We start from the raw sequence: 21,019 nt of genomic DNA, 5'->3' as shown, positions 1-21,019 counted from the left end.
TGGTGGCGGTGCGGTCGGGGGCCGGGGCGCGGGTGGCCGTGGTGCCGCCGGTGGCGCGGCCGGTGGCCGGGCCGGTGGCGCTCGCGATGCCGGTGGCGCGGCAGGCGGCCGTGGTGGCGCGGCTGGCGGTGGGCGGCCGGTGCCGCCCCGGGGCGGTCAGCCCGGCCGTCAGCAGCCGCCTCCGCCGCAGCGCGGTGGCCCACCGCCCAGGACTGGCGGTCAGCCCCCCGCGCCGCGCAGGCGCCCGCCACGGGACGACGACTACTAAGAGACAAAGCGAAAGGGCCGCTCCCGAGGTGGGAGCGGCCCTTTCGCTTTGTCAGTGCGGCCGTCAGGACTCCTTGGCGGCCTTCTCCTTCATCTCCTTGCGCAGCTCCCGCGGCAGCGAGAAGGTGATCTTCTCGTTGGCGGTGGTGACCGTCTCCACGTCGGCCCAGCCGCGCTCCTCCAGGTGCATGAGCAGCTTCATCACCAGCTCGTCCGGCACCGAGGCGCCGGAGGTGACGCCGATGGTGCCGACACCCTCCAGCCAGGCGTCGTCCACCTCGTGCGCGAAGTCCACCAGGTAGGCGGCCTTGGCGCCGTAGTCCAGCGCCACGTCGACCAGCCGCAGTGAGTTGGAGGAGTTCTTGGAGCCGACCACCAGGACCAGGTCGCACTGCGGCGCCATCACCTTGACCGCGGTCTGGCGGTTGGAGGTGGCGTAGCAGATGTCATCGCTCGGCGGGGCCTGCAGCTCGGGGAACCGGTTCTTGAGCTGGTTCACCCGCACCATGGTCTCGTCGACCGACAACGTGGTCTGGGACAGCCAGATGACCTTGCTGGGGTCGCGGACGGTGACCTTGTCCACGTCCTCCGCGGTGTCCACGAGCTGCACGTGGTCGGGGGCCTCACCAGCGGTGCCCTCGACCTCCTCGTGCCCCTCGTGGCCGATCAGGAGGATGTCGTAGTCCTCCTTGGCGAAGCGCTTGGCCTCCTGGTGCACCTTGGTCACCAGGGGGCAGGTGGCGTCGATGGTGCGGAGGTTCCGCTCGGCCGCCTCCGCGTGCACCATCGGGGACACGCCGTGCGCCGAGAAGACCACCATGGCGCCCTCGGGCACCTCGTCGGTCTGGTCGACGAAGATCGCGCCGCGCTCACGCAGCGTGTCCACGACGTGCTTGTTGTGCACGATTTCCTTGCGGACGTAGATGGGAGCGCCGTAGGTCTCCAACGCCTTCTCGACGGTGATCACGGCCCGGTCCACGCCGGCGCAGTAGCCGCGAGGGTTGGCCAGCAGCACGCGCTTGGGCTTGGCAGTGGTCATGTCATCCAGGGTACGGAGCGTTCCGCCGGTGAGTCGATTCGATCAGGTGACCAGAAGAATTAGCGAGGTCACAGCGCACTCACCCGGATGGCGGAGCGAAAAGTTTCCCTGATCCGCCGGACTGCGGCAGGCTGTACCACATGAAACCGCTGCCACTGCCGGTCCGCGTGGCCGCCGGGCTCGCCGCGGCCGCCGTGGAGCAGGCCCGCAAGCTGCCAAGTTCACTCGCCGGGCTGCCCGTCACGGTGGCCAGCACCGCGATGCAGCTGTCCATGCGCGCCCAGCAGCACGTGACCGAGCTCGCCATCAAGGGCGACGAGATCCTGGCCACGCTGCGCCCCGCGGAGGAGACCCCCGAGTGGGCGACCTTCGACGAGGACCTGGACGACGCGCCCCCGCCGGCCGCCCCGCCGAAGGCTGACGAGGCCGAGCGGCTGCCCGGCCGGAAGAAGGCGGGCGAGGTCACCGTCGCGGACGAGGCCCCGCGCGGCCGCACGAAGGCCGGTGAGGTCACCGTGGCCCCCTCGGACGAGCCGCCGAGCGGCCACGAGAACGCCGGTGAGGTCACCGTGACCCGCTCGGACGGGCCGCCGAGCGCCCGCGCCAAGCCGGGCGAGCTCACTGTGGCCCGGGCCGCCGAGCAGCCCGCCGCTGCCGCCGAGGCCCCGGAGCCGTCCGGGAACGAGCCTGCCGGCGTGCCCGGCTACGACGCGCTCTCCCTCGCGCAGGTGCGGGCCCGGCTGCGCTGGCTCACCGTCGAGCAGCTCGACGACCTGCTGGCCTACGAGCAGGCCACCAAGGCCCGCGAGGAGTTCGTCCGGATGCTGACCCGGCGGATCGCCACCGTGCGCGAGTCGTGACCGCGCCCAGCACCGCGGAGCAGCCGTGGCCGGTCCGGACGGTGGCGCGCAAGATCGCGGAGTGGATCGCGCGGCTGGGTTCGGTGTGGGTGGAGGGTGAGGTCACCCAGATCTCCAACCGGCCGGGCACCGCGACCGCGTTCATCACCCTGCGCGACCCCTCCGCCAACGTCTCGGTCACCGTGACCTGCGCGACCGCGCTGCTGAGAGGCCTGGAGACGCCGCTCACCGAGGGCGCGCGGGTGATCATGCACGGGCGGCCGGTGTTCTACGAGGGCCGCGGCACCATCAGCCTGCGGGTGGACGAGATCCGCGCGGTGGGCATCGGTGAGCTGCTGGCCCGGATCGAGCGGCTGCGCAGGCTGCTGGCCGCCGAGGGCCTGTTCGAGCCGGCCCGCAAGCGCAAGCCGCCGTTCCTGCCCAACCGCGTCGGGCTGATCACCGGCCGGGCCTCGGCGGCCGAGCGGGACGTGCTGACCAACGCCAAGCATCGCTGGCCTGCCGTGCACTTCCGGGTGATCAACGTTGCGGTGCAAGGACATCTGGCCGTGCCGCAGGTGCTGGAAGCGCTTGCCGAGCTCGAAGCCGACCCCGAGGTCGACGTGATCGTGATCGCCCGCGGCGGGGGCAGCGTGGAGGACCTGCTGCCCTTCTCCGACGAGGCGCTGTGCCGGGCGGTGGCCGCCTGCCGCACCCCGGTGCTCAGCGCGATCGGGCACGAGCCGGACACCCCGCTGCTGGACCACGTGGCCGACCTGCGCTGCTCGACTCCGACGGACGCGGGCAAACGGGTGGTTCCGGACGTGGCCGAGGAGACGGCCAGAATCGGCCAGCTCCGCGACCGGGCCCGCCGGGCACTACACGGATGGGTGGATCGGGAGCACCGGTTGCTGACCCAGTTGTGTTCCCGCCCAGCGCTTTCCGACCCGTTCGGCCCATTGGAACGCCGAGCGGAGGACGTGCGGGCGCTGCGCGAGCGGGCCCGCCGGGCCACGGTCTCCCGGCTCGGGCACGAGCAGAGCGGGTTGGACGGTGTCAAAGCACGCTTGACGACCCTGGGACCGGCCGCCACTCTGGCCCGCGGATACGCGGTTGTGCAGCGCGTCGTGGCCGGCGCCCCGGACGGGGTGCTCCGTTCGGTCGCGGACGCGCCGCCGGGAACGCTGCTGCGGGTCCGAGTCGTTGACGGAGCGGTGCACGCGATCGTGCCCGAAGACACCGGAGCGGTGAACGGAGGTAGCGGTGGCGTCGCTGGCCCATGAGCCGACCTTTCTCCCGCTGACCGTCGCCGCGGCCAGGACGGCGGCGCAGAGCCAGGTCGACCCGCCGGTGCGGGCGGCGGCCGGGGTGGTGCAGCGCAGGGCCGAGGAGGCCAACTCCGCCGCGGCCGAGTGCTGGGCCGCGCTGCTGGCCGGCTGCGACGCGCCGGGCAGGCGCGCCCTGCCGTCCCGGCTGCGCGCGCTGTCGGAGGCCACCTCGCACTACGTCGGCAGCCACTGGTGGTACGGCACGGGGTCCCCGCACCGCCGCCGGGTGAGCGAGGCGGAGAATCGCATCGACGAAGCCGCCATGGAAGGCGACGGCGCGGAGTTCGCCGAAGCCTTCATCGGCTATGACCAGGCGGTGGCCACCGCCGTGGTCCGGGTGCAGAGCACGATGGGGAGCCCCACCGCGTGAGTGAGAACAACACCGACGCCGCCCTCGGCTACGAGGCGGCGCGGGACGAGCTGGTCGAGGTCGTCCGCAAGCTGGAGGCCGGTGGACTGTCCCTTGAGGACTCCCTGGCGCTGTGGGAGCGCGGCGAGGCATTGGCCAAGGTCTGCGAGAAGCACTTGGCGGGCGCGCGGGCGCGGGTCGAGCAGGCACTGGCCACTGTGGAGCAAGCTGAGCCGAACGGCTGACCTGAACGGTTCAGCAATCGGTTCAGTGAGTGCTAATCGTCACTGTCACCCCTGCTCAGCTCACCCTCCGTCGTCGAGGTCTGCCAGGATCGGTAAGCAGTTTCAGCGTCGATCTGCGCAGACCTCTGGAGGCGGAACATGGCCGCGAACACTGCCCCGCGACGTCGTGAGGCACCCGATCGCAACCTCGCCCTGGAACTGGTCAGGGTCACCGAGGCGGCCGCGATCGCCGCGGGCCGCTGGGTCGGCCGGGGTGACAAGAACGGCGGTGACGGCGCGGCGGTGGACGCCATGCGCAAGCTGATCGGCACCGTGTCCATGCGCGGCGTGGTGGTCATCGGGGAGGGCGAGAAGGACGAGGCCCCGATGCTGTTCAACGGCGAGCAGGTGGGCAACGGCGACGGCCCGGACTGCGATGTCGCGGTCGACCCGATCGACGGCACCACGCTGATGGCCAAGGGCATGCCGAACGCGCTGGCCGTGCTCGCGGTGGCCGAGCGGGGCGCGATGTACGACCCGTCCGCGGTGTTCTACATGCAGAAGCTCGCGGTCGGCCCGGACGCCGCCGACGTGGTCGACCTGGACGCCCCGGTGGCGGAGAACATCCGCAGGGTGGCCAAGGCCAAGCACACCGACGTGGCCGACGTGACCGTGTGCATCCTGGACCGGCCCCGGCACGAGGCCCTGGTCAAGGAGGTCCGCGAGGCCGGCGCCCGGATCCACTTCATCAGCGACGGCGACGTGGCGGGCGCGATCTCCGCGGCCCGGCCGAGCACCGGGGTGGACCTGCTGCTGGGCATCGGCGGCACCCCGGAGGGCATCATCGCCGCGGCCGCGCTCAAGTGCATGGGCGGCGCGATCCAGGCCCGGCTGTGGCCCAAGGACGACGAGGAGCGCGAGCGCGCGCTGGCCGCCGGGCACGACCTGGACCGGGTGCTGACCACCGACGACCTGGTGCGCGGGGACAACGTGTTCTTCTGCGCCACCGGCATCACCGACGGCGACCTGCTGCGCGGCGTGCACTACCGCTCCGGCGGCTGCACCACCCAGTCCATCGTGATGCGGTCCAAGTCCGGCACGCTGCGGATGATCGACGGCTACCACCGGCTGACCAAGCTGCGCGAGTACTCCTCGGTGGACTTTGGCGGCGACACCGTGGAAGACGTCCCGCCGCTGCCCTGAACCACCTGCCGAACCGGCCGGCCGCCCACCCGGCGGACGGCCGGTTCGTCGTGTTCAGTCCGCCGGCTGCGGCGCGGGTCCCGCGTCCACGGCCTCGGCCTCGGCGGCCGCGAGGTTGACCGGTGCCGCGCCCGCGTCCTGGTCCTCGCCCGAGACCTGGACCGAGGCCTGCCGCTCGGTCCGCTCCTGGCCGATCCGGATCACCAGCCCGGCCGCGAGCTCGGTGCTGTCCAGCTCGATCTCGATACGCACGGCTTCCTCCCCGTTCACGCGTTCAAGACCGCGTAGCGGCCCTCGAAGGTGACCGGGATCCCGGTCAGGTTCCGGACGGTGATCCAGTAGGTGCACAGCGCCGCGCTGGTCCGCTCGACCGCGACGTCCCAGTCGATCGCGGGTCCGCCGGAGACCGGCGTGACCGGCATCAGGTACCAGACCACGTGCTGACTGGCGTCCCAGCTGTGGTTGAAGTAGCGCACGGTCGCACCGGCGCCGATCGTGACGGTGAATGCTGTTCCGGTCCACATCGACGGCTCCCGGTCAGATCTTGAGGTAGTGGTAGCGGGCCTCGAACTTGACGGCTCGCCCGGTGAGGTTCTGCACGGTGATCCAGTACGTGCACAGGTTCGCGTCGGTGCGCTGCATGGCGACCTCGTGCCGGATTTGCGGGCCGCCGGAGCAGATCGAGGTGGGCATGACCGTCCAGTACACGTGCCTGCTGGCCTGCCAGCTGTGGGTGAACCAGCGGAAGGTCTGCCCAGGGGCCAGGCTGGCGCGGAACTGCACCCCCGGCGTGGCCGGCTGGCAGTTCGCGTACGGCGGCGGGCCTGCCGCGCCGTTGGACCGCAGCTGGAGCGCGGCGCGGAAGCGGGCCAGCACCCCGTTGGTCTTGCTGTAGTCCGGGTCGAACCGGTCCGGGTCGTAGTGGTTGTGGAAGACCTCCGCGCCGGTGGGCACCAGCCGCGCGGCCGGATCGCCCTGCGCGCCCTTCCAGGTGTCCTGGGTGACCGGTCCGTCGAACAGCGCGGGGTCGATCACGTAGGTGACCCCGCCGGCCACCAGTGTCGGGGCCACGTGCCAGCCCCAGCCCACCAGGCAGTCCGGCTTGTTCGCGCTGTTCACCCGCAGGGTGCCGTAGATCCAGACCTTGTCCGGCGTGATCCCGTTGGCGATCATCAGCCGGGCCATCTCGTGCGCCCGGCCCCAGCAGCCGTCGTCGGGGTAGGTGAACGGGATGCCCGGCGCGGCCGGGTTGGCCGAGCAGGCGGTCTGGCCGGCCACCAGGCGGTACATCTGCACGACCTGGGCGTAGCTCACCGGCGTGCCGAGCGCTTCCGCGCTGCCCTTGGTGAGCTGCTCAGCTACCGCGGCTTCTTTTGGGGCAGGGCGCACGTCGATGATCGCGCGCTCGTCGAGGGTCTCGGTGACCAGCACGGTCTCCCGGCTGTCCCTGGCCTGTTCGAGCAGGGCCAGCAGTTCATCGAAGTCCGGGTTGTCCCGGCGCAGGTGGTGCTGGGCGTGCGAGGGCTCAAGATCAACCTCGACCTGGTCCTCGCCGGGGGTCAGGCCCATCACGGTGACCTGGTGGGGCACCAGCACCTCGGTGACCAGGCCGGTGTCCGGGTCGACTTCGACGTAGGCGTCCAGGTTCGCCGCATGCAGCTCGGCCAGCGCGCCGAGCCAGCCCGTGGCGCGGGGTTCGCGCAGGTCGACGCGGGCGGTGCGGCCGCCGGTGAAGGTGATGGACTCATAGGTCTCCGCTGCCGCGGCCTGAGCCGGAGCCCGTGCCGCCAGCGGACTGGACAATGTGTCGACTATTGCATTTCTTCGGGGCACAGAATCAAGTTCCCTCACCCGAAAAGATCAGCTCAACCATTGGCCACAGGGCTGACCGGCAGTGTGCCTTTTCGCGCTATTCACCTAACATAGGGCCTTTGCCCGCACGCCTGCCCGAAAAGGCACACAGGTGCGGCCATCAGGCGGTACCACGCTCCGATTACGGTCGATTACTCTCCGCGTCAACCTTGGCAGAGGGCGCCGGGGTTGAGAGGAGAAATCCCTGTGCGAGCGAAAAGAATGGTCGTCGGATTACTCGCGGCCGTGGCCACCGCGTTTGCCGGGCTGACCGGGTCCGCCACCGCGGCCCCGGACAACACCGATGTCGATCCGTTCATCGTCGGCGGCGTCAACGCCACCCAGGTCTACAGTTTCATGGTTTCCCTGCAGAACACCTCGGGTGGGCATTTCTGCGGCGGCTCCCTGATCAAGTCGAACTGGGTGGTCACCGCCAAGCACTGCGTCCAGGGCAGGACTCCGGCCTCGGTGCGCGCCCGGATCGGCACCACCAACCGCACCTCCAGCGGCAGCTACGTGGCCGCCACGGCCATCCACCTCAACCCGACCAGGGACATCGCCCTGGTCCGGCTGGCCGCCGCGGTGCCGCAGGCGCCGATCAAGGTCGCCGCGGCGTCCGGCCCAGTGGGCACCGCGACCCGGCTGCTCGGCTGGGGCCAGACCTGTCCGTCGCCCGGCGGCTGCGGCGCGCCGGTGATCCTGCAGCAGCTGAACACCTCGATCGTGGCCGACGGCCTGTGCGGCGGGATCTTCGGCGCCCAGGAGATCTGCACCAACAACCCCGGCGGCACCAGGGGCGCCTGCTACGGCGACTCCGGCGGGCCGCAGATCAAGATGGTCGCGGGGGCGTGGCAGCTGATCGGCGCGACCAGCCGTTCCGGCGGCAGTTCGATCTGCGCGGTGAAGCCGTCGATCTACGTCGACGTGCCGGTCTTCCGCCCGTGGATCAGCGGAATCGCCGGTCCCGTATAACGGGTCGATAGCTAACGGGCCCGCGGTGTTCGCCGCGGGCCCGTTCGGTTAACGGTCATAAACCGTTATGTGCGGACACAAAGCCGGTACCCGGCCCTACTTATGCAGGGTTCACCATGTGGAACGGATGTCCTTACGGTGCACCTCACCTCCGGCGAACGCGCCGGAAGTTGAGAGGAGAGAACCGTGAGGGCACGTTCTCTGATCGTCGGAATCCTGGCCGCGGCCGCGACCGCGCTGGGCGGTCTCGCGATGCCGGCCGCCGCGGCGCCGGCGACCACCGCCGGTGACGTCGATCCGTTCATCGTCGGCGGCACGAACGCGACCGAGACCTACAGCTTCATGGTGTCCCTGCAGAGCACCTCCGGCAGCCACTTCTGTGGCGGCTCCCTGGTCAAGGCGAACTGGGTGGTGACCGCCAAGCACTGCGTGCAGGGCAGGCAGCCGTCCTCGATCCGCACCCGGATCGGCACCACCAACCGCACCAGCGGCGGGGTGACCGCGGGCGTGTCGCGGATCATCAACCACCCCAGCGCCGACCTGTCCGTGCTGCAGCTGTCGTCCTCGGTGAGCGTGGCGCCGATCTCGATCGCGCCGGAGTCCGGCCCGGTCGGCACCGCCAGCCGCATCATCGGCTGGGGCCAGACCTGCCCCACCCGCGGCTGTGGCTCCGCGCCGATCACCCTGCAGCAGCTGGACACCTCGATCGTGGCCGACAACCGGTGCTCCGGCATCAACGCCGCTTCTGAGATCTGCACCAACAACACCGGCGGCAACAAGGGCGCCTGCTACGGCGACTCCGGCGGCCCGCAGGTGAAGGGCACGGCGGGCAACTGGACCCTGATCGGCGCGACCAGCCGCTCCGGCGGTGGCGCGACCTGCGCGACCGCGCCGTCGATCTACGTCGACGTGTCCTACTACCGCAACTGGATCAGCACGAACACGGGCGGTCTCTGACCCCTCACCTGATCGGCTGACGAACGGCCCGCCGCCTCCTGTAGCGGCGGGCCGTTTGTCACAGTTCGAAACGGGTAAGCGAGAAAGAGCAACCTAGGGATCCCAAGGCACGTCATTGTCGTTGCTGGAGCGATGACTCGCCCGTGACGCCGGGCGGAGAACTTGGGGTGAGCGATGCGTGGCAAGAAGACCTCTGTGATGCTGGCGGTGACCGCTACTTTCGGTCTGCTGCTGGCCGCCTGCGGCACGCCGGAGACGCCGCAACTGGCCGGGAACACCGGGCAGGTGGCGAGCAGTGCGGCCCCGTCATCGTCCACTTCGGAGTCCACCAGCAAGCAGCCGAGCACCACGCGGCCCACCACGACGCAGCCGACCACCACCACGCCGCCGAAGCCCAAGCCGGAGCAGAAGGACACCGTCGAGCCGGCCTCGGCAGGCAACACCACTCCGTGCAAGGACACCGCGCGGGCCTGCATCGACCTCTCCGCCAACAAGGCGTGGATCATGGCCGACGGCAAGGTGGTGGCAGGGCCGGTGCCGATCACGCACGGCCGCAAGGGCTGGCTGACCCCGCCCGGCACGTTCCGGGTGAACGTCAAGCGCCCGATGCACTACAGCAGCATCTTCAACAACGCGAAGATGCCGTGGTCGGTGTTCTTCAACGGTGGCATCGCCTTCCACCAGGGCAGCCTGCGGGAGAAGTCGCACGGCTGCATCCACCTGTCGCCCTCGGCCGCCAAGCAGTTCTACAACCACCTGTCCAACGGCGACATCGTGCACGTCGTGCCGTGATGGTCCACTGAGGACGAACGGCCCCGGTCGAGCTGACCGGGGCCGTTTTCCGTTGTGACTCAGGGCATGTTGCTGGAGTGACCCGGGAACAGATGTGCGTCCGGGTTGAGCGCGACCGCGATGTTGTTCACCGCGGTGGCCGCCTCGCCGAAGCCGGTGGCGATCAGCCGGACCTTGCCGGGGTAGGTGGCCACATCGCCCGCGGCGTAGACCAGGTCCCGGTTGGTGCGACCGGTGCTGTCCACCAGCACCGTGCGCTTCTCCAGTTGCAGGCCCCAGGTCTCCAGCGGGCCGAGGTCGGCGGTGAAGCCGAGCGCGGCCACCACCGCCTGCGCGGGCAGCACCTTGTGGTCGCCGGCCTTGAAGGACAGTTCGACCTCCTCGATGCCCGCGCCGCCGCGGATCGCGGCCACCTCGGCGTCGGTCAGGATCGGCACGCCCAGCTCGCGGACCTGCCGGACGGTGGCCTGGTGCGCGCGGAAGGCGGCCCGCCGGTGCACCAGGGTGACGCTGCGTGCGATCGGGTGCAGGGCCAGCGCCCAGTCGAAGGCGGAGTCGCCGCCGCCGACCACCACCACGTCCTGGTCCCGGTGCACCTCCAGCGCGGGCACGAAGTAGGACAGCCCGCGCCCGAACCAGTCCTCGCCCACCGGTAGCGGCCGGGGCCGGAACTCGCCGAGCCCCGCGGTGATCAGGACCGCGCCCGCGCGGATCACGCTGCCGTCGGCCAGGCCGACGTCGAACCCACCACCATCCACTGTGGACAGTGTGCGGGCCTTGCGGTTCAACAGGTAGTTCGGTTTGTACTGGGCCGCCTGCTCGACCAGCGCGCCGATCAGGTCGCGCCCGCGGACCGCGGGGAACCCGGCGACGTCGAAAATCATCTTCTCCGGGTACATCGCGGTGACCTGGCCGCCCGGCTCGGGCAGCGAGTCCACCAGTGCGGTGGACAGGTCCCGGAAGCCCGCGTAGTAAGCCGCGAACAGTCCGGTGGGCCCGGCCCCGACGATCAACAGGTCGACCTCGGTTCGGCTGTGCTCGGACGGTGCGCTCATTGACACCCGCTCTCTAGCCAGTCCTGGGAACCCCATCGAGCCTAGGCCGTGTCCCGTGGATCTCGCACGCAATCGCCGGGCCCAAGCCGCCCCTGGCGGTGTCGCCGGAACAGCCGAGTACGCCCGGTACGAGGCTGTCCCGGCGCCACCGCCAGGAACGACCTGGACTCCGGCGCTCGCGCACGAGATCCACGGGACACGGCCTAGGTGGTGCGGACCACGGTGCCCAGTAACCGGAAGAGGCGCAGAATTCGGATATGAGCGACGAGGGATTCCGGGTCGAGCACGACACGATGGGCGAGGTCAGGGTTCCGGCTGACGCGCTGTGGCGGGCGCAGACCCAGCGCGCGGTGGAGAACTTCCCGATCTCCGGCCGCGGCCTGGAGCGGGCCCAGATCCGGGCGCTTGGCCTGGTCAAGGCGGCCGCGGCCAGGGTGAACGGGCGGCTGGGCGTGCTCAGTCCGGACATCGCCGAGGCGATCGCGACCGCCGCGGACGAGGTGGCCGCGGGCGGACACGACGAGCACTTCCCGATCGATGTGTTCCAGACCGGTTCCGGCACCTCCTCCAACATGAACGCCAACGAGGTGATCGCCACCCTGGCCAGCCGGGCGCTCGGCCAGGACGTGCACCCCAACGACCACGTCAACGCCTCCCAGTCCTCCAACGACGTCTTCCCGACCACCATCCACCTGGCCGCCACCGAGGCCGTGCTGCGCGACACCATCCCCGGCCTGGCGCACCTGGCGCAGACCCTGGAGCGGCGGGCCGGGGAGTGGGCCGAGGTGGTCAAGGCCGGGCGCACGCACCTGATGGACGCGGTGCCGATCACCCTCGGCCAGCAGGTCGGCGGCTGGGCCCGGCAGGTGCGCCTGGGGGTGCAGCGGCTGGACGGCACGCTGCCCCGGCTGGCCGAGCTGCCCATCGGCGGCACCGCGGTGGGCACCGGCATCAACACCCCGGCCGGGTTCGGCGCGGCCGTGGTGGAGGAGCTGATCAAGTCCACCGCGCTGCCGGTGACCGAGGCGGCCGACCACTTCGAGGCCCAGGGCGCGCGGGACGGCCTGGTCGAGGTCTCCGGGCAGCTCAAGACGGTCGCGGTGAGCCTGTTCAAGATCGCCAACGACCTGCGCTGGATGGGCTCCGGCCCGCGCACCGGCCTGGGCGAGCTGCACCTGCCGGACCTGCAGCCGGGCTCCTCGATCATGCCCGGCAAGGTCAACCCGGTGATCTGCGAGGCGGCCATGATGGTGGCCGCGCAGGTCATCGGCAACGACGGCACGGTGGCCTTCGCCGGCGCGGCGGGCAACTTCGAGCTGAACGTGATGATGCCGGTGATGGCCCGCAACGTGCTGGAGTCGGCCCGGCTGCTCGGCGCGGTGGCCCGGCTGCTCGCGGACAAGGTGGTCATCGGGGCAGAGCCCGACGTGGACCGGCTGCGCGAGTACGCCGAGTCCTCGCCGTCCATCGTCACCCCGCTCAACCGCTACCTCGGCTACGAGGAGGCGGCCTCGATCGCCAAGCAGTCCCTCAAGGAGCGCAAGACCATCCGCGAGGTGGTGCTGGCGCGCGGGCACGTGGACGCGGGCAAGCTCACGCTCGCACAGCTGGACGAGGCTCTGGACGTGCTGAAGATGGCCCACGGCGGCCGCTGAACAGCTGGGCGCGCTGACCGAGGGCACACCCCACGGCCACGGTCAGCGCGCCCGCCGCCGAGGTCAGGGTGAGCGGCTGCGCGCCCAGCGCCACCGAGACCACCAGCCCGGACACCGGGATCAGCCCGGCCAGCACGCCGGAGCGCTCCGGCCCGACCACGGACACGCAGCGGTAGTACAGCCCGAAGGCCACCGCGGTGACCAGCAGCCCGAGCACCACCAGCGCGGTCCACTCCACCGCGGTCGGCGCGGGCCACGGGTTGTCGCTGACCAGCATGCTCAGCAGCGCGCTACCCACGGCCGCGACCACACAGGCGTAGGCCGAGGTGGCGATACCGCCGATCCGGCGCACCACACCCACCGCGAACAGGGTGAACCCGGCCTCGCCCAGCATGGCCAGCAACGCCAGGCCCAGCCCCGGCAGCGACCAGCGCCCGCCGCCGGAGATCACCAGCACCCCGGCGAAGACCAGCCCAGCGCCGAGCACCGCGGTCAGCCGCGGCCGCCTGCCAAGCGCCAGCGGCACCACCAGCGCGATGACCAGCGGCGATCCACCGATGATGGCGGCGACAAAACCGGGTTCGGCGTAGCGCTGGCCCTCGATGATGGCCACGTTGAACCCGACCATGCCGGTGACCGCGAGCGCGACCAGCGCCAGCACGTCCCGGCCGGTCACCCTGGGCAGGCCGCCGCGCCACAGCAGCCAGCCGAGCAGCGCGACCGCGCCGATGGCGTACCGGATGGCCTGCGCGGACAGCACCGGGTACGCGCCGAGCAGCCCGTTGACCGGCACCGCGCCGCCGACCAGGCACAGCGCGGCCATCCCGCCGGCCAGGGCGAGACCAGTGGACTTCGAGGTGGTCATGGCGGAAGCCTGGCTCCGGAAGTGGTCTGGCCATAAGCTCCACTTCCATGGCGAAGGATTGGACCACTTTGCGGGAGCTGCTGCTCCCCGCCGTGTCCGGGCCGGGCGCCCGCGGCAAGTCCCTGGAACAGGCGATCCGGGAGATGGTGCGGGACGGGCGGCTGCGGCCGGGCGTCCGGCTGCCCTCCAGCCGGGACCTGGCCGCCCAGCTCGGGCTGTCGCGGGGCACGGTCACCGCGAGCTACGAACAGCTGGTCGCCGAGGGCTACCTGGTGGCCAGGCACGGCTCCGGCACCCGGATCGCGGAGGCGGTCGGCCCGGCCGAGTCCCCGGCGCCGGCACCGGCCGCCGCGCCGCAGTGGCGGTTCGACCTGCGGCCGGGACTGCCCGCGCTGGGCGCCTTCCCGCGCGCCGCCTGGCTGGCCGCGACCAGGGCCGCGCTCAACGAGATGCCCGACTCCGCGCTGGGCTACCCCGAGCCCAGCGGCCTGCCCGAGCTGCGCGCGGAGCTGGCCGGGTACCTGGGCCGGGTCCGCTCGGTGGTCACCGACCCGGCCGGGATCACCGTCACGCACGGGGCCGCCGAGGCGCTCGCGCTGCTCGCCCAGGTGCTGCGGGACCGGGGGCTGACCGAGATCGCGGTGGAGAACCCCAGTCACCACGGCCAGGCCGAACTCCTTGCCGCGCAAGGACTCCGGCCGGTCCCGGTGCCGGTGGACTGCGACGGGATCCAGGTGGACGCGCTGGCCCGCACCCGCACCAGGGCGGTGCTGGTCACCGCCGCGCACCAGTTCCCGCTGGGCACCGCGCTGGCCCCGCGGCGGCGGCGTGCGCTGCTGGCCTGGGCGCGTGATCGGGACGCGGTGGTCATCGAGGACGACTACGACGCCGAGCACCGCTACGACCGGCCCACGGTGTGCGCGACCCAGTCGCTGGACCCGAGCCGGGTGGCCTACATCGGCAGCGTCAGCAAGATCCTCGCGCCCGCGCTGCGCCTGGGCTGGCTGGTGCTGCCCGCCGACCTGCGCGCCGCGGTGGCCGACCGGAAACGCCTGCACGACCTGGGCTGCGGGCCGCTGCCGCAGGCCGCGCTGGCCCGGTTCCTGCGCGAGGGCGGCTACGACCGGCACCTGCGCCGCACCCGGCTGCTCTACCGCCGCCGCCGGGACGCGCTGCTGGCCGCGCTGGCGGAGCACCTGCCGGAGTGGCACACCGTGGGCATCGCGGCCGGCCTGCACCTGGTGGTCCGGCTGCCCGAGGGCACCGACGACGCCGCGCTGTCCGCCCGGCTGGCCGGGGCCGGGATCAACGCGCCCGCGCTCTCCGGCTACGCGCACCCGCCGGTGCCCACGCCCTACCCCGGCCTGGTGCTCGGCTACGCCGCACTCTCCGCCGACCGGCTGCGCGCGGCCGTCGCGCACATCGCGCGGAATGTCGGTGACCTGGTGAAGATGGAGGGATGCGCCTCGCCGAGCTAGTGCACACCTCCGCCACGGTCGCGGGCACCCGCGCGCGCAAGGCGAAGATCGAGACCCTGGCCGCGCTGCTGCGCGGCGCCACCGACGTCCGCGACGTCCGGCTGGCCACCGCCTACCTGATCGGCGTGCCGCCGCAGGGCCGCACCGGCGTGGGCTGGCGCTCGCTGACCGCGCTGGACACCACGCCGGCCGCCGAACCCGGCCTCACCCTGCACGCGGTGGACGACACCCTGTCCGCGCTGGCCACCACCGCGGGCTCCGGTTCGGCGCAACGGCGCAAGGACCTGCTCACCGCGCTGTTCGGCCAGGCCACGAAGCCGGAGCAGGACTTCCTGATCCGCCTGCTCACCGGCGAGCTGCGCCAGGGCGCGCTGGACGGCGTGATGGCCGACGCGGTGGCCGCCGCCTTCGAGGTCCCGGCGGCCGCGGTGCGCCGGGCGCACATGCTCAGCGGTGACCTGTCCGCGGTCGCGGAGTCGGCCCGCGCGGGCGGCGAGGCGGCGCTGGCGGAGTTCCGGCTGGAGGTCGGCCGCCCGATCCGGCCGATGCTGGCCTCCCCCGCGGAGTCCCTGGACAGCGCGCTGGCCGAGCTGGGCGAGGTCAGCGTGGAGTACAAGCTGGACGGCGCCCGCATCCAGGTGCACCGCGACGGCGAGGCGGTGCGCGTGTTCACCCGCACCCTGCGCGAGATCACCGCCTCGGTGCCGGAGCTGATCGAGGTGGTGCTCGGCCTGCCCTGCACCTCGGTGGTGCTCGACGGCGAGACCCTGGCGCTCACCGACGACGGCCGCCCGCGCCCGTTCCAGGAGACGATGAGCCGCTTCGGCGCCACCTCGGCCAGAGAACTCCTGCTGCACCCGTACTTCTTCGACCTGCTGCACCTGGACGGCGTGGACTACCTGGACGCCCCCCTGCGCGACAGACTGTCCACTTTGGACTCACTCGTTGGCGACCGCCGTATACCGTCCACAATGGACCCATCGGCGGCGGCCACCCTGCTGGACAACGCGTTGGCCGCCGGCCACGAGGGCGTGATGGTCAAGTCCCTCGACTCGCCCTACGCCGCGGGCCGCCGGGGCAAGTCCTGGCAGAAGGTCAAACCGGTGCACACCCTGGACCTGGTGGTGCTGGCCGCGGAATGGGGCCACGGCAGGCGAACCGGCTCACTGTCCAACCTGCACCTGGGCGCCCGCGACCCGGACGGCGGCCCGCCGGTGATGGTGGGCAAGACCTTCAAGGGCCTCACCGACGAGCTGCTGGCCTGGCAGACCGCCGAGCTCCGGAAACTGGCCACCAGCACCGACGACTACACGGTGTACGTGCGGCCGGAGCTGGTGGTGGAGATCGAGCTGGACGGGGTCCAGGTCAGCCCGCGTTATCCGGGCGGCGTGGCACTGCGCTTCGCCCGGGTGCTGCGGTATCGGCCGGACAAGGAGGCGGCGGACGCGGACACCATCGACGCGGTCCGCGCATTGCTGCCCTGATAGGGCTTTCCGCAGTTTTCCGCAATGCGCGGGATTCCGGTGGTATTCGCGGTGCTCATCGCACTCGTGCTCGCCGCCCTGCTGGCCTGCGCCGGAGCCGGAAAGGCGAGCCTGGACCGCCTACTGTCGCGGACATGACACGGTTCTGCGCGGTGATCGTCTTGTGCTCGCACGCCGAGGGCAAGGACCCGCTGTACCAGGAGAACATCGTGCTGCTCGACGCCGACTCGCTGGAGTCGGCGCGGGCACGCGCGGAGCGGCACGGCCGGGACGGCGAGACCGAGTACCGCAACGGCGACGGCGAGCTGGTGCGCTGGCGGCTGGCCCAGGTGGTGGACGTGGCCGAGGTGCCGGACCAGGCGCTCGGCGACGGCGCCGAAGTCTACACCCGCCATTTCCGCGACTACGCCGCCTACCGCCGGTTCGAGCCGCTGCTGGGCGGCGAACCGCTCTGAGCACCGGCCGCAGACAGCAAAAATCGCGATCCGTCAAATAGTTTCGCCGTATTTCCGTTAGCAAAGTCCTATGTGCGTGTAGGTGATTTTTCTGGCTAGGGTCGCCGCCGAAGGAAATCAAACGCACTGGAGGGGACTTATGACGATTCTGGTGACCGGCGCGACCGGCTCGGTCGGCAGGCACGTGGTGGACGGCCTGCTGGCCAGGGGTGAGCAGGTGCGCGCCACCACCAGGGACCCCGGGCAGGCGAACCTGCCGGGGGCGGCCGACGTCCGGCAGGCTGACATCAACGACCCGGACACGTTCCTGCCCGCACTGGAGGGCGTGGACAAGCTGTACCTGTTTCCGCACTTCGCCCGCTTGGAATATTTCCTGGGCAAGGTCAAGGAGGCCGGGGTCCGGCGGATCGTGACGCTGTCCTCCTCCTCGACGGTGCAGCGGCTGCGCACCAACAAGGAGGCCGGGGACGGGCACCTGCTGGTCGAGCAGGCGGTGGAGGACACCGGGCTGGAATGGACCCACCTGCGGCCGGGAATGTTCGCCGGGAACACCGGCGAATGGGCGGAGAGCATCAAACTGGAAGGGGTCGCCTACGGCGCCTATCCGCAGGCCGCGATGGCGCCGATCCACGAACGGGATATCGCCGAGGTGGGCATCGCGGCATTGCTGGAGGACGGTCACGTTTATGCCAGGTACAGCCTGACCGGACCGGAAACGCACACCAGGGTCGAACTGGTGCGGATCATCGGCGAGGTGCTCGGGCGGGAGCTGAAGTTCCGCGAGCAGACCCCGGCGGAGGCGGTGGCGTTCTGCCGGGCGCAGGGCTATCCGGACGACGTGATCACCATGATCGAGGGCTACCGGGCCGAGGCCAGCAGGCGGCCGGACGAGGTGACCGACACGGTCGAGCGGGTGCTGGGCCGCCCCGCGCTGTCCTACCGGCAGTGGGTCCAGGACCACGCGGACTGGTTCCAGTGATGTGAACCCCAGTCCGGGAAGCGCGCGAGTCCGTATCCTGGGCTGTCGTGCGCTTCCTGGACGGGGTCACCCCCGGATACGACCTGACCTATGACGACGTCTTCCTGGTCCCGCGGCGCTCCGGCGTCGTGTCCAGGTTCGACGTCGACCTGTCCACTGTGGACGGGACCGGCGCCACCATCCCGATCGTGGTGGCCAACATGACCGCGGTGGCCGGCCGCCGGATGGCCGAGACCATCGCCCGGCGCGGCGGCATCACCGTGCTGCCGCAGGACGTGGCCCCCGAGGCGGTCGCCGAGATCGTCTCCTGGGTCAAGGGCAGACACCCGGTGTGGGACACCCCGCTGGTGGTGGACGCCGGCGCGGCCGTGGCCGACGCGCTGAACCTGCTGCACAAGCGGGCGCACGGCGCGGTGGTCGTGGTCGACGCCGAGGGCACCCCGCTGGGCGTGGTGAACGAGGCCGCCTGCACCGGGGTGGACCGCTTCGCGCGGGTCGCCGACGTGCTCGACGAGGACATGCTGGTGCTGCCGCTGACCGCGCAGCCGCGCGAGGTGTTCGAGCGGCTGCACGGCCGCCCGGCCACGCTGGCGCTGGCGGTGGACGGCGAGGGCCGCCTGGCCGGGGTGCTGACCGAGGTCGGCGCGCTGCGTGCGGACATCTACCGCCCGGCGCTGGACGAGCGGGGCAGGCTGCGGGTGGCCGCGGCCATGGGCGTCAACGGCGACGTGGCGGCCAAGGCCGAGGCGCTGCTGGCCGCCGGGGTGGACACGCTGGTGGTGGACACCGCGCACGGGCACCAGGAGAAGATGCTCACCGCGCTGCAGGCGGTGCGCGCGCTGGCGCCCTCGGTGCCGGTGGTCGCGGGCAACGTGGTCACCGCCGAGGGGACCAGGGACCTGATCGAGGCCGGCGCGGACATCGTCAAGGTCGGGGTCGGCCCCGGCGCGATGTGCACCACCCGGATGATGACCGGCGTCGGCCGCCCGCAGTTCTCCGCGGTCGCCGAATGCGCCGTCGAGGCCAGCAAGTACGGCAAGCACATCTGGGCCGACGGCGGCGTCCGGCACCCCCGCGACGTCGCGCTCGCACTGGCCGCCGGCGCCAGCTCGGTGATGATCGGGTCCTGGTTCGCCGGCACCTACGAGTCGCCGGGCGACCTGCACCAGGACGAGCAGGGCAGGCTGTACAAGGAGTCCTTCGGCATGGCCTCCAAGCGCGCGGTCAGCGCCCGCACCCGCACCGACTCGGCCTTCGACCGGGCTCGCAAGGGCCTGTTCGAGGAGGGCATCTCCAGCTCCCGGATGCGCCTGGACCCGCTGCGCCCCGGCGTGGAGGACCTGCTGGACGCGATCTGCTCCGGCGTCCGCTCCTCCTGCACCTACGCGGGCGCGACCACGGTGGAGCAGTTCCACCAGCGCGCGCTGCTGGGTGTGCAGTCCGCGGCGGGCTTCGCCGAGGGCCGCCCCCTGCCGACCGGTTGGTAGCGCAGACAAAACGGACCCCATGCCTCCCCCCGAAGGAGGCATGGGGTCCGTGGGCAACGGACCGCCCCGAGCGGCCCGGCTGGTTGTCTCCCCGCGTCAGGCGGCGATCGGTCCCGCGGCGCGAACCGCGGGTTGCACCCCGACGTGCGCCGGCCCCCGAGCCGGCTTGGCACGCTTGGCCGCCTTGCCCGTGCCGTCCACGATGACCGGCAGCACCATCAGGACCAGGACGAGCACGCTCAGCACGGCTCCGGTCCAGGTCAGCACCATCTCGATCATGTGGTCTCCTCGGGCTCGCTGTGTTCTGGAACCACTATCGCCCGGTGCCGCCCACCCGCGGATCGGCAGTACGGCCACTGTCCACCTGGCCGATCGGCCATCCCCGGCCTGCCGATCGGCCGATGAGCGCGTGGCGGGCGGCACGAGTCGTGCCGCCCGCCCCCGCCTCAGCTCATGTAGTCGCCCTCCAGCATCTCGGTGACCAGTGCCGCGATCGGCGAGCGCTCCGAGCGGGTGAGGGTGACATGCGCGAACAGCGGATGCCCCTTCAGCTTCTCGATCACCGCCGCGATGCCGTCGTGCCTGCCGACCCGCAGGTTGTCCCGCTGCGCCACGTCGTGGGTGAGCACCACCCTGGAGCCGGTGCCCAGCCGGGACAGCACGGTCAGCAGCACGTTGCGTTCCAGCGACTGCGCCTCGTCCACGATCACGAAGGAGTCGTGCAGCGACCGGCCCCTGATGTGGGTCAGCGGCAGCACCTCCAGCATGCCGCGGTCGAGCACCTCGTCGATGATGTCCTTGCTGACCATCGCGCCCAGCGTGTCGAACACCGCCTGGGCCCAGGGCATCATCTTCTCGTTCTCGCTGCCCGGCAGGTAGCCCAGCTCCTGTCCGCCGACGGCGTAGACCGGCCGGAACACCACCACCTTGCGGTGCAGCCGCCGTTCCATCACCGCCTCAAGACCGGCGCAGAGCGCCAGCGCGGACTTGCCGGTGCCGGCCCGCCCGCCGAGGGAGACGATGCCGACCTCGGGGTCCAGCAGCAGGTCGAGGGCGATCCGCTGCTCGGCCGAGCGGCCGTGCAGCCCGAAGGCCTCGCGGTCGCCGCGGACCAGCCGCACCCGCTTGTCCGGGGTGACCCGGCCCAGCGCGCTCGCGGTCCCGGCGAGCAGCCGCAACCCGGTGTGACACGGCAGGTCCCGCGCCTCGTCCAGGTCGACCACGCTCTCCTTGTACAGCGTGTCCACCACGTGCGAGCCGACCTCCAGGTCAGCCGTGCCGGTCCAGCCGGACGGCGTGACGTCCTGGGCCCGGTACTCGTCAGCGGCCAGCCCCACCGCACTGGCCTTGACCCGCAGCGGCATGTCCTTGGTAACCAGGGTGACCTGGTTGTTCTCCGCGGCCAGGTTCAACGCGCAAGCGAGGATCCGGGCGTCGTTGGAGTCGGTGCGGAAGCCGGAAGGCAGGACATCCGGATCCGAGTGGTTCAGTTCCACGTGGAGGGTGCCGCCCTCCTCGCCGATCGGAACCGGCGAGTCCAACCTTCCGTGCAGTACGCGGAGGTCGTCGAGCAAGCGCAGTGCCTCGCGAGCGAACCAGCCCAGCTCCGGGTGGTGTCGCTTCCCCTCGAGCTCGCTGATCACCACGAGCGGCAGCACCACCTGGTGCTCCGCGAACCGGGTGATCGCCCAGGGGTCGGACAGCAGCACCGAGGTGTCCAGCACGTACATACAGCCCTTT

At 71.5% G+C, this 21,019-nt stretch carries 22 protein-coding genes; 14 read left to right on the top strand and 8 right to left on the bottom strand.

Annotation, left to right across the window (positions count from 1 at the left end):
• Positions 1-331: 331 nt before the first annotated feature.
• Positions 332-1,306 (bottom strand): 4-hydroxy-3-methylbut-2-enyl diphosphate reductase, encoded by a 975-nt coding sequence (locus ACWDY5_RS37585; RefSeq protein ID WP_449726897.1) that lies wholly within the window; start codon positions 1,304-1,306, stop codon positions 332-334.
• A gap of 140 nt (positions 1,307-1,446) precedes the next feature.
• Here ACWDY5_RS37585 and ACWDY5_RS37580 point away from each other — a divergent pair, with 140 nt between their 5' ends.
• From ACWDY5_RS37580 to glpX, 5 genes are all read left to right on the top strand, one after another.
• Positions 1,447-2,166, top strand: a complete 720-nt coding sequence (locus ACWDY5_RS37580) for a lipid droplet-associated protein (RefSeq protein WP_449726896.1) — start codon at positions 1,447-1,449, stop codon at positions 2,164-2,166.
• Positions 2,163-3,428, top strand: coding sequence for an exodeoxyribonuclease VII large subunit (gene xseA, locus ACWDY5_RS37575; protein ID WP_449726895.1), 1,266 nt, complete (start codon positions 2,163-2,165; stop codon positions 3,426-3,428). The genes ACWDY5_RS37580 and xseA overlap by 4 nt, the downstream gene beginning before the upstream one ends.
• Positions 3,409-3,843, top strand: a complete 435-nt coding sequence (locus tag ACWDY5_RS37570; RefSeq protein WP_252481151.1) for a hypothetical protein — start codon at positions 3,409-3,411, stop codon at positions 3,841-3,843. Before xseA ends, ACWDY5_RS37570 begins: the two co-directional genes overlap by 20 nt.
• Positions 3,840-4,067: an exodeoxyribonuclease VII small subunit gene (locus tag ACWDY5_RS37565; protein WP_449726894.1), complete on the top strand. Its 228-nt coding sequence runs from the start codon at positions 3,840-3,842 to the stop codon at positions 4,065-4,067. The genes ACWDY5_RS37570 and ACWDY5_RS37565 overlap by 4 nt, the downstream gene beginning before the upstream one ends.
• 138 nt (positions 4,068-4,205) lie before the next feature.
• The gene (gene glpX, locus ACWDY5_RS37560; RefSeq protein WP_449726893.1) at positions 4,206-5,249 is read left to right on the top strand and encodes a class II fructose-bisphosphatase; all 1,044 of its coding nucleotides are present in this window, start codon (positions 4,206-4,208) and stop codon (positions 5,247-5,249) included.
• Between the two features lie 54 nt (positions 5,250-5,303).
• Here glpX and ACWDY5_RS37555 read toward each other — a convergent pair whose 3' ends face one another.
• Genes ACWDY5_RS37555 through ACWDY5_RS37545 form a run of 3 tightly spaced genes read right to left on the bottom strand, consistent with a single transcriptional unit; the run spans position 5,304 to position 7,052 of the window.
• Positions 5,304-5,501 carry a hypothetical protein gene (locus tag ACWDY5_RS37555; protein WP_449726892.1) on the bottom strand — a complete coding sequence of 66 codons (198 nt, stop codon included), beginning with the start codon at positions 5,499-5,501 and terminating at the stop codon, positions 5,304-5,306.
• A 14-nt stretch (positions 5,502-5,515) separates the two neighbouring features.
• The gene (locus ACWDY5_RS37550; RefSeq protein ID WP_449726891.1) at positions 5,516-5,773 is read right to left on the bottom strand and encodes a hypothetical protein; all 258 of its coding nucleotides are present in this window, start codon (positions 5,771-5,773) and stop codon (positions 5,516-5,518) included.
• 13 nt (positions 5,774-5,786) lie between these two features.
• Positions 5,787-7,052, bottom strand: a complete 1,266-nt coding sequence (locus ACWDY5_RS37545; protein ID WP_449726890.1) for a protein-glutamine glutaminase family protein — start codon at positions 7,050-7,052, stop codon at positions 5,787-5,789.
• Positions 7,053-7,307: 255 nt separating this feature from the next.
• Here ACWDY5_RS37545 and ACWDY5_RS37540 point away from each other — a divergent pair, with 255 nt between their 5' ends.
• The 3 genes from ACWDY5_RS37540 (at position 7,308) to ACWDY5_RS37530 (ending at position 9,821) form a co-directional block, all read left to right on the top strand.
• Complete coding sequence (locus ACWDY5_RS37540; RefSeq protein WP_449726889.1) at positions 7,308-8,072, top strand: S1 family peptidase; 765 nt, start codon at positions 7,308-7,310, stop codon at positions 8,070-8,072.
• 186 nt (positions 8,073-8,258) lie between these two features.
• Positions 8,259-9,029 carry a S1 family peptidase gene (locus tag ACWDY5_RS37535; protein ID WP_449726888.1) on the top strand — a complete coding sequence of 257 codons (771 nt, stop codon included), beginning with the start codon at positions 8,259-8,261 and terminating at the stop codon, positions 9,027-9,029.
• 174 nt (positions 9,030-9,203) lie between these two features.
• A complete protein-coding gene (locus ACWDY5_RS37530; RefSeq protein WP_449726887.1) occupies positions 9,204-9,821 on the top strand; it encodes a L,D-transpeptidase in 618 nt (205 codons plus the stop codon).
• Between the two features lie 59 nt (positions 9,822-9,880).
• Here the strand turns inward: ACWDY5_RS37530 and ACWDY5_RS37525 are convergent, their stop codons facing one another.
• Positions 9,881-10,876, bottom strand: a complete 996-nt coding sequence (locus tag ACWDY5_RS37525) for an NAD(P)/FAD-dependent oxidoreductase (RefSeq protein ID WP_449726886.1) — start codon at positions 10,874-10,876, stop codon at positions 9,881-9,883.
• A gap of 257 nt (positions 10,877-11,133) precedes the next feature.
• Between ACWDY5_RS37525 and ACWDY5_RS37520 the strand changes: the two genes are divergently transcribed.
• Positions 11,134-12,531, top strand: coding sequence for a class II fumarate hydratase (locus tag ACWDY5_RS37520; RefSeq protein WP_449726885.1), 1,398 nt, complete (start codon positions 11,134-11,136; stop codon positions 12,529-12,531).
• On the opposite strand, the gene ACWDY5_RS37515 is transcribed toward ACWDY5_RS37520, so the two are convergent.
• A complete protein-coding gene (locus ACWDY5_RS37515; protein ID WP_449726884.1) occupies positions 12,470-13,396 on the bottom strand; it encodes a DMT family transporter in 927 nt (308 codons plus the stop codon). The two genes, ACWDY5_RS37520 and ACWDY5_RS37515, sit on opposite strands and share 62 nt — an antisense overlap.
• Positions 13,397-13,443: 47 nt before the next feature.
• Here ACWDY5_RS37515 and pdxR point away from each other — a divergent pair, with 47 nt between their 5' ends.
• The 5 genes from pdxR to guaB1 all read left to right on the top strand — a co-directional run bounded on the left by pdxR (position 13,444) and on the right by guaB1 (position 19,279).
• Positions 13,444-14,874: a MocR-like pyridoxine biosynthesis transcription factor PdxR gene (pdxR, locus tag ACWDY5_RS37510; RefSeq protein WP_449726883.1), complete on the top strand. Its 1,431-nt coding sequence runs from the start codon at positions 13,444-13,446 to the stop codon at positions 14,872-14,874.
• A complete protein-coding gene (locus ACWDY5_RS37505) occupies positions 14,856-16,358 on the top strand; it encodes an ATP-dependent DNA ligase (RefSeq protein ID WP_449726882.1) in 1,503 nt (500 codons plus the stop codon). The genes pdxR and ACWDY5_RS37505 overlap by 19 nt, the downstream gene beginning before the upstream one ends.
• A gap of 134 nt (positions 16,359-16,492) precedes the next feature.
• Positions 16,493-16,813 carry a DUF4288 domain-containing protein gene (locus tag ACWDY5_RS37500; RefSeq protein WP_449726881.1) on the top strand — a complete coding sequence of 107 codons (321 nt, stop codon included), beginning with the start codon at positions 16,493-16,495 and terminating at the stop codon, positions 16,811-16,813.
• A 139-nt stretch (positions 16,814-16,952) separates the two neighbouring features.
• Entirely contained in the window at positions 16,953-17,792 is an 840-nt protein-coding gene (locus tag ACWDY5_RS37495; protein ID WP_449726880.1) for an NAD(P)H-binding protein, read from the top strand.
• Between the two features lie 47 nt (positions 17,793-17,839).
• Positions 17,840-19,279 (top strand): GMP reductase, encoded by a 1,440-nt coding sequence (gene guaB1 / locus ACWDY5_RS37490; RefSeq protein WP_449726879.1) that lies wholly within the window; start codon positions 17,840-17,842, stop codon positions 19,277-19,279.
• Between the two features lie 96 nt (positions 19,280-19,375).
• Here guaB1 and ACWDY5_RS37485 read toward each other — a convergent pair whose 3' ends face one another.
• Together ACWDY5_RS37485 and ACWDY5_RS37480 are read right to left on the bottom strand one after the other, a co-directional pair.
• Positions 19,376-19,558 carry a hypothetical protein gene (locus ACWDY5_RS37485; RefSeq protein WP_449726878.1) on the bottom strand — a complete coding sequence of 61 codons (183 nt, stop codon included), beginning with the start codon at positions 19,556-19,558 and terminating at the stop codon, positions 19,376-19,378.
• A gap of 167 nt (positions 19,559-19,725) precedes the next feature.
• Positions 19,726-21,009: a PhoH family protein gene (locus ACWDY5_RS37480; RefSeq protein ID WP_283661589.1), complete on the bottom strand. Its 1,284-nt coding sequence runs from the start codon at positions 21,007-21,009 to the stop codon at positions 19,726-19,728.
• Positions 21,010-21,019: the final 10 nt, after the last annotated feature.

The sequence above is a fragment of the Crossiella sp. NPDC003009 genome, from assembly GCF_053591555.1.
Note: the sequence above shows the minus strand (reverse complement) of the source record. Positions and strands in the feature narration are given on the sequence as shown.